The sequence below is a fragment of the Brackiella oedipodis DSM 13743 genome, from assembly GCF_000621025.1.
Classification (GTDB): domain Bacteria; phylum Pseudomonadota; class Gammaproteobacteria; order Burkholderiales; family Burkholderiaceae_B; genus Oligella; species Oligella oedipodis.
On record NZ_KK211206.1, the window covers coordinates 54978 to 69628 of the forward strand.

The window sequence follows — 14651 nt, forward strand, 5'->3', positions numbered from 1 at the left end:
CCTCGCCTGAGAAAGACAAGGCATGAGCGGCGAAAATGTCTTATTGTAAAAGAATTGTATCGTCCGTATAAAGTTGTAAATACCTACTATACGACGGCTTTTGTTTCTTGATAAGCCTATATTTTAAGATGTTAAAGCGAGTTTTTGCATGTTAAAATAAGAAGCTGCGCAAAATCATTGCGTTACTTTTGTTTTTATTAATTAAATTGGAGTCTTAAATGGCTGTAGAACGCACTTTATCTATCATTAAACCTGATGCCGTTGCTAAGAACGTGATTGGCGAAATCATCTCTCGCTTCGAAAAAGCTGGCCTTAAAGTCGTAGAAGCTCGCATGCAACAACTTAGCCGCGAAGAAGCCGAAGGTTTTTACGCTGTTCACAAAGAGCGTCCTTTCTTTAATGACTTAGTTGAATTCATGATCTCTGGTCCTGTTTTCATTCAAGTGCTAGAGGGCGAAAACGCCATTGCCAAAAACCGCGAATTAATGGGTGCCACTGACCCCAAAAAAGCCGATGCAGGTACCATCCGTGCTGACTTTGCAGAAAGCATCGACGCCAATGCGGTTCACGGTTCAGACGCTCCAGAAACTGCCGCTACTGAAATCGCTTACTTCTTCAAGAAGTAACTAGCCATCAGCGCCACTTAAACTTGGCACGAAAAGGATGTTAATGTCAGAAAAACAAAATTTACTCGATTTTGACAACGAACAATTAGTCGCGCAGCTCAAGCTGCACGGCCATAAGCCGTTTCGTGCCAAGCAATTACTCAAATGGGTACATCAACGCGGTCAAGCTGATTTTGATGCCATGACGGATCTCTCCAAAGATTTCCGTCAGTTTTTACACAATGACTACGAACTCAGCACCCCTAGTGTCCTCATTGACAAAACCTCCAAAGATGGCACTCGTAAATGGCTCTTTAATATTGGTCAAAACAACGCCATCGAAACCGTCTTTATCCCAGAGGATGATCGCGGTACACTCTGTATTTCCAGTCAGGCTGGCTGCACTGTCGCCTGTCGCTTTTGTTCTACAGGACATCAAGGCTTTAATCGCAATCTCACCACCGCCGAGATTATCGGTCAGCTCTGGCATGCTCGCGCGGCGCTGCAAGCGGCCAATCCTGATCATACCGATGAGCGCATCATTAGTAATGTGGTCATGATGGGTATGGGTGAGCCCTTGCTCAATTATCACCAAGTTTTGCCGGCGCTCAAGCTCATGCTCGATGATAACGCTTATGGGCTATCCAGACGGCGCGTGACGGTCTCCACCTCAGGGGTGGTGCCAATCATGGATAAGTTATCGCAAGACTGTCCAGTGGCACTTGCCGTGTCTTTGCATGCCCCTAATGACGATTTACGTGATCGTTTGGTGCCACTCAACAAAAAATACCCCCTCAAAGAATTAATCGCGGCCTGTCAACGTTATCTTGAGTTTGCTCCGCGCGATTTCATCACCTTTGAATACATCATGTTGCAAGAAGTCAATGACTCGCCAGAGCACGCCAAAGAACTCATTGAGATTGCCAAACAGGTGAACTGTAAACTTAATTTAATCCCGTTCAATCCATTCCCAGAGTCTGGTTTGTATCGTTCTTCCAATAATAGAATCCACCGTTTTACTGGTATGCTACTAGATGCAGGCATTGTCACCACGGTGCGCAAAACGCGTGGTGACGATATTGATGCAGCCTGTGGTCAATTAGCGGGCGACATTAAGGATCGCACCAAAATTAGCCAAAAAATGCAAGCCAACAAAGCCATTCCTATCATGGAGATCAGAAATTGAATTTAGATGCCAATAGTCCAGACCTTACCCGTGAATCGGCACCTTTACCAGAAGATCAGTCAACGCTTAGCAGTTGGTTTTATGCGCAACGCCTCAAAAAAGGTTGGAGCCTAGAAGACATCGAACAAAAAACCAAATACAGTTGGAAACAAATCAAACACCTAGAGCAACAAGATTGGGATCAGTTACCAGTGGCGTTTGCCTTGCGCGCTATGGTACGTCGCTACGCTCAGACCCTCGATCTTGACGTCGAAAAAGCCTTGGCGATGCTCGAGCAAGAACGCAAGGTGAGTGCCCCCAAAAATAAACGCTCGCCAGAAATGCTCAGCACGTTAGACCACAAAATGAATCCTGTCGCCGCCACCCCAGAAGCGGCCCATGGGTTTAGTTGGGGCTTATGTCTCTTGATCGCTGGGCTTATCGTAATTGCGATCTTGGCGTTTGCGATTTTTCAAGGCAAAATCGATCCAGCTGATTTACATTTAGATTTTTTAAATGATTGGTTGAACACCTCTAAATAATGAACACAGACGCATTTCCTGTGGGTCCTAACCCCCGCCACAAAACCCACCAAGTCACCGTGCAGTGGGGCAATAATCAAGTACAGATTGGTGGTGATGCGCCCGTTGTGGTGCAGTCCATGACCAATACCGATACGGCCGATGCCATAGCCACAGCCATTCAAGTCAAACAATTAGCACAAGCCGGCTCGGAGATCGTGCGCATCACGGTCAATAGTCCCGACGCTGCCAAAGAGGTTCCTGCTATTCGCGAGCAATTAGATCGTATGGGGTGCTCTGTGCCCTTAGTGGGGGACTTTCATTTCAATGGTCATAAATTACTGACACAATTTCCTGAATGCGCGCAAGCACTCTCTAAATACCGAATCAACCCTGGCAATATGGGTGGCGGCAAAAAACGAGACGATAATTTTGTGCAAATGATCGAGGTCGCCTGCAAATACAATAAACCAGTCAGAATTGGCGTCAATTGGGGCAGTTTGGACCATGATTTAATGGCCAAAATGATGGATCAAAACAACCAGCGCAGTGCCCCTTGGAGCGCTCAGGCCGTGATGCGAGAGGCTTTAGTGGTGTCGGCGCTTAGCAATGCCGAAAGGGCCCAAGAAATAGGTTTAGCGGCTAACAAGATCGTCTTATCTTGCAAAGTGAGTCATGTCCAAGACCTTATCTCGGTTTATCGCAATATTTCCAGCCGCGGTAATTATGCCTTACATTTGGGCTTGACCGAAGCCGGCATGGGCAGCAAAGGCATTGTCGCTTCTACGGCAGGGCTCTCCGTTTTATTACAAGAGGGCATAGGCGATACAATTCGCATCTCCCTAACACCTGAACCGGGTGGTGATCGTGCCAAAGAAGTCATTGTGGCCCAAGAAATTTTACAATCCCTAGGATTGCGGGCCTTTACCCCCTTAGTTGTATCCTGTCCAGGCTGTGGGCGCACCAGCAGTACCTTTTTCCAAGAACTGGCTGACAAAATCCAACTTTATTTACGCCAAAGCATGCCCGAGTGGCGCATTCGTTATCCAGGGGTAGAAAATATGAATGTCGCGGTCATGGGCTGTGTGGTCAATGGTCCTGGTGAGAGTCGTCACGCCGATATTGGTATTAGTCTACCAGGCACCGGTGAAGTGCCAACGGCACCTGTTTTTATTGATGGCGAGCGTCGCATGACCCTTAAGGGCGATGATATCTCTGAACAATTCCAGGAAATTGTCGAAGAATACGTAATTAATCGCTACGGCAAAAAAGCCTAATTTTTCTACTGATTCAAATTTTCTTTTAACCAGCATGTCTAAGACTTTTCAAAAACTAAAAGCCATTCGCGGCATGAATGATATTTTGCCTGCCGAAAGTTTTAAATGGCAACAACTAGAAGCACAAATCACACAGCTATTAAGCCTTTATGGTTACAGCAATATCCGTACCCCGATTCTAGAAAGTACACGTTTATTTGCTCGGGGTATCGGTGAAGTCACAGATATTGTCGAAAAAGAAATGTACACCTTTAGTATGTCGCCTGACAAACAAAATATCGACGATATGCTGACGATGCGCCCAGAATTCACAGCAGGTATTGTGCGAGCCGCCATCGAACACAACATCACCTATGATCGCCCACAACGGCTCTACACCATGGGGCCTGTATTTAGGCATGAGCGCCCACAAAAAGGTCGTTATCGCCAGTTCCACCAGCTCTCTGTCGAAGCCCTTGGCTTTAGTGGCGCCGATACCGATGCTGAGTTAATCATTATGCTTAAGCGCCTCTGGCAGCAATTAGGTCTTGAGGATATTCGTTTGGAACTTAACTCCTTGGGGCAGCCTGAGGAACGACTCGCGCATCGTGCGGCCCTAATCGCTTATTTTGAGCAACATAAAGAACAGCTAGACGAAGACGCTCAGCGCCGCTTATATAGCAATCCGTTGCGTATTCTGGACACCAAAAATCCCAATATGCAAACGCTTGCCAATCAAGCACCTAAGCTTTTTGATTTCTTGGGTCAAGCATCCAAAGCACATTTTGCTGAAGTCTGTCGCCGCCTTGAACAAGCCGGTATTAGTTACACGCTTAACCCACGCCTAGTGCGCGGCCTGGACTATTATAATTTGACCGTGTTTGAATGGGTGACCGACAGGCTCGGGGCTCAAGGCACGGTCTGTGGTGGTGGCCGTTATGATGGTTTGTGCGAGCTCTTGGGCGGCAAAGCCACGCCAGCAGCGGGATTTGGTTTGGGGCTCGAGCGCTTACTGGCATTGCTTGAACAAAAAGAATCAGAGCAGCTCAATAGCGAGTGTGACGTGTACTTTGTGCATCAAGGTCAAGCGGCTTCAGAATTAGCCGCTCAATTGGCCGAACAATGCCGTGATCAAGGCGTTCGCGCCATCGTGCACGCTGGCACATCTAGCTTCAAAAGCCAGTTTAAGCGTGCTGACCAAAGCGGCGCCCAATGGGCGGCCATTTTGGGTGAATCAGAAGTCAACGAGGGTAGCATTAGTCTAAAACCGTTGCGGGCTGACAAAAATGGTAATATATCTAGTCAACTTTCTGTGCCGCAAGCACAACTCGTGACAACGCTAACAGAGCATCTTGCATAGGAATCAAACATGGCTTTTGACTTAGAAGAACAAGAAAAGATCGACACCCTAAAAGCGTGGTGGGAGCGCTTTGGTACATTAATTACGAGCTTAATTATTATTGCTGCGCTGACCGTCTTGGCGCGCTATGGCTGGGATTGGTACCAAAAGCACAAAGTCGAGCAAGCACTGGGCTATTATGAAATCGTCCTTGAGGCCTCAGAACAGTCTTCGGATGACGCCTATAAGCGTCTTCAAGAAGTCAGTAAAACCATGCAAGAAGATTATAGTAGTGTCAATTACACCGGACGCGCGCTAATGATTGCGGCACGAGCCGATTTGCAGCAACAAAATTACGATGCGGCGGCTGCCAAATTGCAGTGGTTAGTCGAGCATCATAAAGAGTTTCCAGAGCTTAAAGCAGCCGCTACATTGCAATTGGCGACGGTCTTAGCGGACCAACAAAAATATGATCAAGCCTTGGCTCAACTGAAGGATGCCCCACAAGGTCTACAAACGTTGTACCAAGATCGTCAAGCCGATATTTATTTTGCCAAGGGTGATATGGAGCAAGCTCAGCAACAATGGCAAGCTATCGTCAAGGATCCCCATGTGGATGAAAGATTCAAAAATTTGGTGAACCTAAAACTTAATATCTTCAAACAGTAGAGTGACCGCATGAATTTCAAAAAAATCAAACTTGCCGCCGCTGTGGCGTTGACCTCAGTTTCTTTAGCTGCTTGCAGTATATTTGAGAACCCCGATAGTTTTGAGCCTGTTGATTTAACTGACTATACCTTTAAAGTTCAACCCAATATTATTTGGCAAGCTAATATTGGCTCCGAAGCCGGGCCTGGTTTTTCACCAGCGGTGCAGGACAATAGCATTTATGCTGCCACACCATCTGGTGATGTCACCAAGCTTGACTTAAGTAGTGGCAAGATCATTTGGCACACCAAACTGGAACAAACGCTTGCGGCGGGTGTGGGCACCGATGGTAACATCGCGACAGTCACCACACGTGATGGTCAATTGATTGCCCTTAATGCGGCTGACGGCAAAGAGCTCTGGCACACTAAAGTCTCTACCATTACCTCAACCCCACCTGTGGTCGGTCAGGGCAAGGTGGTCGTTCGCGCTGATGATTATCGTGTGCAAGCCTTTGATGCCCAAAACGGTGAATTACAATGGAGCTACTTACGTACGAATGCACCCATGGCACTCAAAGGTAGTATTCGGCTCATGATGACGCAAGGCGCCGTTATGGCCTCCGTGCCAATCGGTAAAGCCGTCGCACTGAATATCAATAATGGTCAATTGATTTGGGAATTGTCCGTAGCACCTATCCAAGGGGTGACTGATCTGGACGTGGTGACCGATGTAGTCGGTTTACCTGTGTCAACTAACGGCATTGTGTGTCTAGATACCTATCAAGGTCATGTCGCATGCTACACACCAAGCAAAGCGGGTCAGGCCCCAGCACTATTATGGAACAAGGATTTCTCTAGTTCTGTAGGTCTCGAAGCGCACGATAATTTGATCTATGGTGCCAGCATGCATGGTGAGTTGACGGCTTTCTCTGCCCAAAACGGGGATATGCAATGGCAGGACAATACCTTGTATAACCGTGCACTGACCAATCCTGTGTGGTTTAACAATACGTTAGCCGTTGGCGATTATGAGGGCTATGTGCATTTTTATAACCCACAAACGGGTGAAATCCTTGGACGCATCGAAGCGGGTAGCAGTGATCCGATCCAATCACCTCTAACCCAAACGGCTGCCGGTCTACTCGTACAAACCGGCAACGGTAAATTAGTCATGCTGGGTGTACAGTGACAACAAAACTCAAACCTGTGGTCGCCCTGGTAGGGCGACCGAATGTGGGCAAATCTACCTTATTTAACCGTCTTACACGATCTCGCGCGGCCTTGGTGGCAGATTACTCTGGCCTGACTCGCGATCGTCATTACGGCGAGGGCCGTGTCGGCGATATTCCCTTTATTGTGGTCGATACGGGTGGTTTCGAGCCCGTCACCAAAACCGGCATATTACAAGAAATGGCGCGCCAAACCGAGCAGGCCATTGTGCAAGCCGACGTTGTGATTTTTTTGGTCGATGCGCGTAGTGGTATCAATGGTCACGATCATGAGATTGCCGCCATGTTACGCAAGACAGTAGGTCACAAGGTCTTATTGGCCGTTAACAAGGCCGAAGGTATGACCACTGGCAATGCTGGCGCCGAATTTTACGAGCTAGGATTAGGACAACCTTTAGCCATTTCTGCCGCTCATGGTGATGGTGTGGTTAGTTTGATTGAACTGGCCCTAAAAGATTTTGCTGATGATCCTACTCCAGAAAGTCCAGAAGATGAGTTCGCTACTGAGCTAGAGTTTGACACATCAGAACTCGAGGACGAAGCGCCAGAGCATACTGCAGACGAAGAAGCCGTACAGCATCGTCTCAAACTGGCCATTGTAGGCCGTCCAAATGTGGGTAAATCCACGTTGATCAATACTATTTTAGGTGAAGAACGCGTAATCGCTTTCGATTTGCCTGGAACCACGCGTGATGCCATCGAGATTGAATTTGAGCAGGATGATTATCACTACACCCTGATCGATACCGCGGGCTTGCGCAAGCGCGGTAAGGTTTTTGAATCCATAGAGAAGTTCTCAGTGATTAAGACCTTACAAGCGATCGAGGCCAGCAATGTGGTGGTATTGGTGCTTGATGCCATCGAAGGGATCTCTGATCAAGATGCCCATATTGCAGGCTTTGTCCTCGAGAGTGGAAGAGCCTTAGTCGTGGCCTTTAACAAATGGGATGAGGCCGACGCCGACCAAAAAGCCTGGATGCAACGTGAATATGAACGCAAGATGCGCTTTTTAGGCTTTGCTAAGGTCCACCAAATTTCAGCGCTCAAAGCGCGGGGCATTAAAAGTCTGCTTAAATCCGTGCATCAGGCTCATGCCGCTGCCTTCAAAAAACTCTCGACACCAAAACTGACGCGAGTCTTGCATGCTGCTGTCGAACAGCAACAACCTCCGCGTAAGGGCATTTTTAGACCCAAAATGCGTTATGCCCACCAAGGAGGTCAAAATCCACCGTTAGTGATCATTCATGGCAGTGCTTTAGATGCTATTCCCGATTCCTATCGGCGCTATCTAGAAGTGCAGTTCCGACATGCTTTCAAGCTACATGGCACGCCTTTACGCATTGCCTTTAAAGCCTCGAAAAATCCATACACTGAGTCCAAAAAATGACATCGTTCTGGAGCGATTCGGTTCATCAATTAGAACCTTATGTGCCGGGTGAGCAGCCCAAGCAAGCTGATTTTATTAAGTTAAATAGTAATGAATCGCCTTTTGCTCCTTCGCCAAAGGTGCGTCAAGCCCTGCAGCAAGCGCTCGATACTGACCTCCAGAAATACCCCGATCCAGAATCCGAGGCCTTGCGAGCCACTATTGCGCAGTACTACCAACTTCAAGCTGATCAAGTCTTTGTGGGTAATGGCTCCGATGAAGTCTTGGCTCATAGCTTCCGCGCTTTATTACAGCATCCTGGCCGTCATATCCTTTTTCCGGATATTACCTATAGTTTTTATAAAGTCTATGCAGCGCTCTATGAGGTGGATTATCAGACCATCCCTTTAGGCCCAGACTTTAGTCTAGAGTTGTCACCCTATCTGCAGGCTAATCCACAAGCGGTGAGTGCAGTTATTATTGCTAACCCCAACGCACCGACGGGCAAGGCCTTGCGTTTGCAGCAAATTGAGCAATTATTGCAGGCGCAGCCCAATCTCTTAGTCATTGTCGACGAAGCCTATGTTGATTTTGGCGCGCAATCAGCGGCCAGCTTGGTACCTCGCTATGACAATTTATTAGTGGTACAAACTCTCTCTAAGTCGCGATCCTTGGCTGGGCTGCGTGTGGGGGTTGCGCTGGGCCAAGCCGACTTGTTACAAGCCTTGGTACGTGTCAAAAACAGTTTTAATTCTTATCCCTTGGATCGTCTGGCGCAGGTGGCGGCTCAGGCGGCTTTTGAAGACGAAACGTATTTTCAGCAATGTCGTCAACAAATCATCAGTTCACGTCAATACTTAAGTCAAGCCCTCATGGAGTTGGGCTTTGAGGTCCTGCCTTCGCAGACCAATTTTGTGTTTGTGCGCCATGCTGAGATTGAGGCCGCACAAATAGCGGCTGCGCTTAGACAGCGAGGCATTCTGGTACGGCATTTCAAACAAGCCCGTATAGAGAACTTTTTGCGCATTACGATTGGGCTACAAGTAGAATGTCAGCAACTCATCCAAGCTTTGCAACAAATTTTATCCGAGATTGACAAAACAGCAAATTAATATTAATTTAAACAGTTAGAAATCACTTAGGACTTTTTTGCTAAGTGGTATAACAACACTAAACAATATCAATACAAATGGAGGCTCAATAATGAGCAATAAAGGACAATCCTTACAAGATCCTTTCTTAAATAGCTTACGCAAAGAACATATTCCTGTATCCATCTATCTCGTTAACGGTATCAAACTACAAGGCCAAGTCGAGTCTTTCGATCAATATGTAGTATTACTCAAAAATACCGTCACCCAAATGGTCTACAAACATGCCATTTCAACCATTGTTCCGGCTCGTGCGGCAAGTTTTTCAGCCAATGCACCCACTGAATAATAGTAAATATTAATAATCATTTTTCTAGGCTGGGTGCCGTCAGCTCATTGTATAGAGCGATCGTTTACTGTTTACCTTACTCGCAGTGACCCCAGCCAACATGCCCGCTCGCTCGGCGGGCTTTTCTTTTATGAGACATAGATGCGTGGATTTGTATTAGGCGTCAATTTAGGAAATTTAGATTTTCAAGCACAACACGATGAATTTTTAATGCTGGCCAAAGGCGCAGGTGCCAAGGTCGTCGGCAATTTAGTGGCTAATCGTGAGCGCCCCGATCCTGCATTTTTTATTGGTAAAGGCAAGTTGCAGGAGGCGGTTGCATTAGCCAAAGCGGCTGACGCAGAGATCGTCTTATTTGATCAACCCCTAAGCCCCGCCCAACAACGTAATATTGAACGAGAATTTAATCTTCGTGTGATTGACCGAGTGGCGCTAATTTTGGATATTTTTGCGCTGCGTGCCAAGAGTCACGAAGGTAAACTGCAAGTGGAGTTGGCGCAACTCCAGCATTTACGCACGCGTTTGACCCGTATGTGGACCCACTTGGAGCGTCAAAAAGGGGGGATTGGTCTGCGCGGTCCGGGTGAGTCGCAACTAGAGATGGACCGCCGTGTGATTGGTGACAAAGTCAAAGTGCTGCGTCAGCGTCTGCACAAAGTCCAAAAGCAACGCCAAACGCAACGACGTTCGCGTCAGCGTTCTGATACCTTTAATGTCTCGCTGGTGGGCTACACCAATGCGGGCAAATCGACACTTTTTAACGCCCTCACCAAAGCCAAATCCTACGCCGCTGATCAGCTCTTTGCTACGCTCGATACGACCACACGTAAGGTTTGGGTCGAAGGGGCAGGGCAAGTCACCTTATCGGATACCGTAGGGTTTATTCGGGAATTGCCAACAACCTTAATTGCCGCCTTTAAGGCGACGCTCGAAGAAACGGTAGAAGCCGATGTCCTCTTGCATGTGATAGATGCTTCGAGTACAGAACGCGATGCGCAAATACTCGAGGTCAATAAGGTCTTGCAAGAAATCGGCGCTGAACATGTGCCCATTTTGTATGTCTATAACAAAATCGACTTAGCGGGATTGCCCCCCAAAATGGAATACGATGCCCGTGGTTTACCCGCTCGAATTTTTGTGAGCTCAGTCGAGCGTCAAGGCTTGCAATATATTCGCCAAGCCTTAGCGCTTTTTAAGACGCATCTTGATGAGCAAGCTAAGCGCCAGGCACTGGCGCCGTCTACGGATTCGGTATTACAACATAGTCCTTATCCATCCCCAGAGCAGGCGGCTCATGATATACAATCAATGGATGCGAGCGCACTACAGCAAGATCCTATCACGCCCGGCACGGATGATCCCTCCTAGAAGGGCCAATTCTGCGCTCAGCAGACGGTTTTTCACTTAACTTTATATTGATGGTGACACTGGGTTTAAACATGTATTTATCCGAAAAAAAAGACACTAAGTCAGAGAAAAAACAACGCAATAATGACGGACCACCTGATTTGGACCAAGTGTGGCAAGATCTCCAAAATAATCTGCGATCTATATTGGGTGGCAAAGCCAAAAAAGGCGCGGGTCTACCGCCACAGGGAGGGCGCCCTAATCACAAAAACCATCGTCGCACCACATTTAAGCTGCTCAGTACTATTGTAATTTTGCTACTGCTTATGTGGGCCGCTAGCGGTATCTTTACCGTCAAGGAGGGCGATCAGGCCGTGATTACACGCCTGGGTAAATACCACAAAACTGTCGGTAGTGGCTACCATTGGCATTACCCAACCCCCTTGGGCGCTGACGCCATTATTAGAAATGAAAACCTCAATACGATTCGCTCCGTATCTGGCTCTAATCACGTGCTAATCAGTGCTGACCATCGTTTATTTACTATCGATGCCTTAGCGAACTTACGCCTAAAAACAGCAGAAGAGCTGCAACATGCAAACATAGAGACGCCAAGCGCCGCCGCCAGTTATTTATTTCATTCGGTCTCTCCAAGTCTTGCCGCAGAGCGGACATTGAACAGTGTTTTACAAAATGTCGTCGCGCACAGTACGAGTCAAGAGCTAACAGCAATTAAGCTTCCTGCAGATCCGTATGATGAAGAAGAGGGGCTAGCCCCTCACGAGACACAGACGGCTGGCGCTCCCGCCGAGTCTGACCATTCGCGCGCAACGCCGCCGGACAGTAGTGATACCGTTGTGCAGAATGATCCCTTTGTGCAGCAGTTACAACAACATCTGCAAGCTGAGTTAGATAAGCAGCAGTTGGGACTGCAAGTGGTCAAGGTCGAAGTCACGCTGCTAGCGCCATTCAAGCCTCAAGCTAAACAAGCCGCTACGCCACAAGATACACCTAAAGAACCAGAGGTTGCTGCGGCACCTCCTACAAATCGTATCGCCCAAGCCCAGAAACAAGCCAAAGCCATACTTTTGCAAGCCGAAAAAGATAGCCATCAGGCCATCGATAAAGCGGCCCTCGAAACCGCTGATTTTGAGCAGCAGTTACAGGTTTATCGCAAGGCGCCAGAGCTTATGCGCCAAAAAATGTACGATGACACTATGCAAGAGGTCATTTCCAAAGCCCAAGCGGTGGTGGTTAATGACTCGCAAAATCCTCATAATGGCATCACAGTGAATATCGCGAGCAATGCCGTTGCGCCTGCTGGCACAGCGCAAAGTACAGCACAGCGCCAAGCAGAACCTGGCGCCGAGTCGCCACAAGCGTCAGAAAATCAAACGGACCCTAGCGCGGCACCCAATCCCGAGGACGTCGAGTCAGACGATGTGACTGACGAAAATCCGCGTTCACGCAGCTTAAGCCGTCATCGCGATGCGGCCCTTAAAGCACGTCATGAACAAGAATAAAGGAATAGCTATGTCACGCAAAAAATGGATAATGATTGTCGTCTTGATTATTGTGCTGATCGCAATAATCAGATCGTTGTTTACCGTCAGAAACACAGAGATTGCATTGGTGCTAAACAGCAGTGATATCAAACGAGTCATCACCGAGCCTGGCTTACATGCCATGTCACCCCTTCCTACCACGAAGGTGGTGTATCTTGATAAACGTGTCCAAGAGGCCAATAGTGACCAAAAAGATATTGACGTGGTCTCCAAAGATGATAAACAGCTATCACTTACCCCAAGTATAGAGTGGCAAATCACAGCGCCTCAGGAATTCTATAAAAACCACCGTGATGCCCAATATCCTATGAAAGAGGCCAATGCCTTCCTCACATCTATGCTTGAGCGACAAATGGTCACGATCGCCCAGCAGTTTACAGCGCTTGAATTGTTACAGGATCGCGAGCATAAATTTAGTCAAGCACTGCAAGCCGCTATGCAAGAAGGGCTCCAAAACCGCGGTTTAACACTCCTTCAGGTGAGGATGATTGATAACAGCGTAGCTGAGGATGTTCTGCATGAGCTCGCACAAAACTTGCAACCAGAGCCAGCCGTGGTCGAGAAAGCGGGCCAGCCTCAAGCCGCAGCACTAGCCGCGCCACCTGCACTTAAACCCGCCGAAATAAGCGCCGAGCATATTTTACTTGAGGCGCGGCTTGAAGCCCAAAAAATCCGCACGCAAACGCAGCAACAATTAGCTGAACTCTACGCTAAAACGTATAACCAAGATATGGATTTTTATCGTTTTTATAGTCGTTTGCAGGCGTACAAAAAAAGTTTTGAAAAGGGCAATGGCATCTTGATTTTAGATAGCCAGTCAGATTATTTACGTTTTTTTAAAAAAAATGAATCTGACTAACAAAAGCGCCCAATCGATTGTACAATATAGTGCAAGTTAAGAATATTTCGCTACGGCTTGCCCCTTTGGCAAGCCGTTTTTTATTGTTTACAGTTTCGTAGTGCTTATGAGTATTAGTGCTTGGCTTTTACCTGCCCATATGGCAGATATTCTGCCCGCAGAGGCAAGACGTACCGAAGAACTTCGCAGAAAAATTTTAGATCTCTTTCGAACTTCTGGCTTCGAATTAGTCTCTCCGCCTTTGTTAGAGTTTACCGAGTCTTTACTCGCGACCCAAAGCCGTGAGTTGGCCTTACGCACCACTAAAGTCATCGACCAACTCTCAGGGCGTACCATGGGAGTACGAGCCGATATGACGCCTCAGGTCACGCGTATTGATGCGCATTTGCTTAACCGTCAGGGCGTCACTCGTCTATGCTATTGTGGACCGGTTTTTCAGGCACGGCCAAGCAACGCATTGGGGGATCGTGAATTACTCCAAATTGGCGCCGAAATCTACGGTTATCCAGGCCCCGAAGCGGACTTATTAATCATAGATTTGGTCTTGCAGACCTTGGCAATTTGTGGCGTGCAAGCGCCGCGTATTGATCTCAATCACTCTGGGATTACCCGCGCTCTGATCCAACAAGATCCGCAACTGAACGCCCACGCGGCGACTATTTTCACTTTGCTCCAAGAAAAAAACACCCCAAGTCTTCGCGAGTTATGCGAACGTCTGCAAACAGTGCCTGAAGCACTGCAGCAAGCCCTCTTAGCGCTGCCAAGTTTATATGGTGATCAGAGCGTACTCGATAAGGCCCAACACATTCTGCCAGACTTACCTGCGATCCAACAGAGCCTCGCGCAGTTGCGCAGCGTCATGCAACGCTTTCCCAATGCTAGCGTGGATTTGGCTGATGTCAGTGGTTATGACTATCATACCGGGATCCGTTTTGCTGTCTATGCGAGCGCTTGGCACAATGCCATTGTGCGTGGTGGTCGCTTTGATCATGTCAGTAAGGCTTTTGGTCGGGCACGTCCAGCGACAGGGTTTAGTTTGGATCTACGCCAGTTAGTACAGGGCTTAGCACCAGCGCCCATCGTACAGGCCATCAAGGCGCCCTGGCAGTCCCAAGATGCATCACTGAGGCAAGCCATCGCCCAGCTACGTGCCCAAGGCCACATCGTGGTCGAAATGCTGCCTGATGCGCAACAAGATCAAGACGAATTTAAATTCACACAAGAATTAGTGCAGGTCGATGCACAGTGGCAATTGCAAGACATTGCCTAAGAGTTTTTTATTTTAATTTTTAAATACAAAGCATCAAAT

13 protein-coding genes and 1 pseudogene are annotated in these 14651 nt (G+C 47.8%); all 14 read left to right on the top strand.

Going from position 1 to position 14651, the window contains the following annotated elements; all coding sequences use genetic code 11:
- The first annotated feature begins 218 nt into the window (after window positions 1–218).
- A pseudogene (gene ndk / locus Q335_RS0106820) lies at window positions 219–670 on the top strand (nucleoside-diphosphate kinase).
- Window positions 664–1791: a dual-specificity RNA methyltransferase RlmN gene (rlmN, locus tag Q335_RS0106825; RefSeq protein ID WP_028357978.1), complete on the top strand. Its 1128-nt coding sequence runs from the start codon at window positions 664–666 to the stop codon at window positions 1789–1791. Before ndk ends, rlmN begins: the two are co-directional and overlap by 7 nt.
- Window positions 1788–2312, top strand: a complete 525-nt coding sequence (locus Q335_RS0106830; RefSeq protein WP_028357979.1) for a helix-turn-helix domain-containing protein — start codon at window positions 1788–1790, stop codon at window positions 2310–2312. The genes rlmN and Q335_RS0106830 overlap by 4 nt, the downstream gene beginning before the upstream one ends.
- Window positions 2312–3568, top strand: coding sequence for a flavodoxin-dependent (E)-4-hydroxy-3-methylbut-2-enyl-diphosphate synthase (ispG, locus tag Q335_RS0106835; RefSeq protein ID WP_038369626.1), 1257 nt, complete (start codon window positions 2312–2314; stop codon window positions 3566–3568). Before Q335_RS0106830 ends, ispG begins: the two co-directional genes overlap by 1 nt.
- Window positions 3569–3602: 34 nt before the next feature.
- Window positions 3603–4907, top strand: coding sequence for a histidine--tRNA ligase (gene hisS / locus Q335_RS0106840; RefSeq protein ID WP_028357981.1), 1305 nt, complete (start codon window positions 3603–3605; stop codon window positions 4905–4907).
- Window positions 4908–4916: 9 nt separating this feature from the next.
- Window positions 4917–5555, top strand: a complete 639-nt coding sequence (locus tag Q335_RS0106845) for a YfgM family protein (RefSeq protein WP_028357982.1) — start codon at window positions 4917–4919, stop codon at window positions 5553–5555.
- Between the two features lie 9 nt (window positions 5556–5564).
- Window positions 5565–6725, top strand: coding sequence for an outer membrane protein assembly factor BamB (gene bamB, locus Q335_RS0106850; RefSeq protein WP_028357983.1), 1161 nt, complete (start codon window positions 5565–5567; stop codon window positions 6723–6725).
- The gene (der, locus tag Q335_RS0106855; RefSeq protein WP_028357984.1) at window positions 6722–8152 is read left to right on the top strand and encodes a ribosome biogenesis GTPase Der; all 1431 of its coding nucleotides are present in this window, start codon (window positions 6722–6724) and stop codon (window positions 8150–8152) included. Before bamB ends, der begins: the two co-directional genes overlap by 4 nt.
- A complete protein-coding gene (gene hisC, locus Q335_RS0106860; RefSeq protein WP_028357985.1) occupies window positions 8149–9243 on the top strand; it encodes a histidinol-phosphate transaminase in 1095 nt (364 codons plus the stop codon). Before der ends, hisC begins: the two co-directional genes overlap by 4 nt.
- A 91-nt stretch (window positions 9244–9334) precedes the next feature.
- Window positions 9335–9571, top strand: a complete 237-nt coding sequence (gene hfq, locus Q335_RS0106865) for an RNA chaperone Hfq (protein ID WP_028357986.1) — start codon at window positions 9335–9337, stop codon at window positions 9569–9571.
- A 141-nt stretch (window positions 9572–9712) separates the two neighbouring features.
- Window positions 9713–10939 carry a GTPase HflX gene (gene hflX, locus Q335_RS09635; RefSeq protein WP_084493579.1) on the top strand — a complete coding sequence of 409 codons (1227 nt, stop codon included), beginning with the start codon at window positions 9713–9715 and terminating at the stop codon, window positions 10937–10939.
- A gap of 71 nt (window positions 10940–11010) precedes the next feature.
- Window positions 11011–12441, top strand: coding sequence for a protease modulator HflK (locus Q335_RS0106875; RefSeq protein ID WP_169733507.1), 1431 nt, complete (start codon window positions 11011–11013; stop codon window positions 12439–12441).
- A 10-nt stretch (window positions 12442–12451) separates the two neighbouring features.
- Window positions 12452–13342 carry an SPFH domain-containing protein gene (locus Q335_RS0106880; protein ID WP_028357988.1) on the top strand — a complete coding sequence of 297 codons (891 nt, stop codon included), beginning with the start codon at window positions 12452–12454 and terminating at the stop codon, window positions 13340–13342.
- 106 nt (window positions 13343–13448) lie between these two features.
- A complete protein-coding gene (locus Q335_RS0106885) occupies window positions 13449–14612 on the top strand; it encodes an ATP phosphoribosyltransferase regulatory subunit (protein ID WP_028357989.1) in 1164 nt (387 codons plus the stop codon).
- Window positions 14613–14651: the final 39 nt, after the last annotated feature.

Excerpts from the sequence above, each read along its gene's own strand:
- rlmN (WP_028357978.1), top strand. The coding sequence starts at position 664 with ATGTTAATGTCAGAAAAACAAAATTTACTCGATTTTGACAACGAACAA.
- ispG (WP_038369626.1), top strand. The coding sequence starts at position 2,312 with ATGAACACAGACGCATTTCCTGTGGGTCCTAACCCCCGCCACAAAACC.
- hisS (WP_028357981.1), top strand. The coding sequence starts at position 3,603 with ATGTCTAAGACTTTTCAAAAACTAAAAGCCATTCGCGGCATGAATGAT.
- Q335_RS0106845 (WP_028357982.1), top strand. The coding sequence starts at position 4,917 with ATGGCTTTTGACTTAGAAGAACAAGAAAAGATCGACACCCTAAAAGCG.
- bamB (WP_028357983.1), top strand. The coding sequence starts at position 5,565 with ATGAATTTCAAAAAAATCAAACTTGCCGCCGCTGTGGCGTTGACCTCA.
- hisC (WP_028357985.1), top strand. The coding sequence starts at position 8,149 with ATGACATCGTTCTGGAGCGATTCGGTTCATCAATTAGAACCTTATGTG.
- hfq (WP_028357986.1), top strand. The coding sequence starts at position 9,335 with ATGAGCAATAAAGGACAATCCTTACAAGATCCTTTCTTAAATAGCTTA.
- hflX (WP_084493579.1), top strand. The coding sequence starts at position 9,713 with ATGCGTGGATTTGTATTAGGCGTCAATTTAGGAAATTTAGATTTTCAA.
- Q335_RS0106875 (WP_169733507.1), top strand. The coding sequence starts at position 11,011 with ATGTATTTATCCGAAAAAAAAGACACTAAGTCAGAGAAAAAACAACGC.
- Q335_RS0106880 (WP_028357988.1), top strand. The coding sequence starts at position 12,452 with ATGTCACGCAAAAAATGGATAATGATTGTCGTCTTGATTATTGTGCTG.
- Q335_RS0106885 (WP_028357989.1), top strand. The coding sequence starts at position 13,449 with ATGAGTATTAGTGCTTGGCTTTTACCTGCCCATATGGCAGATATTCTG.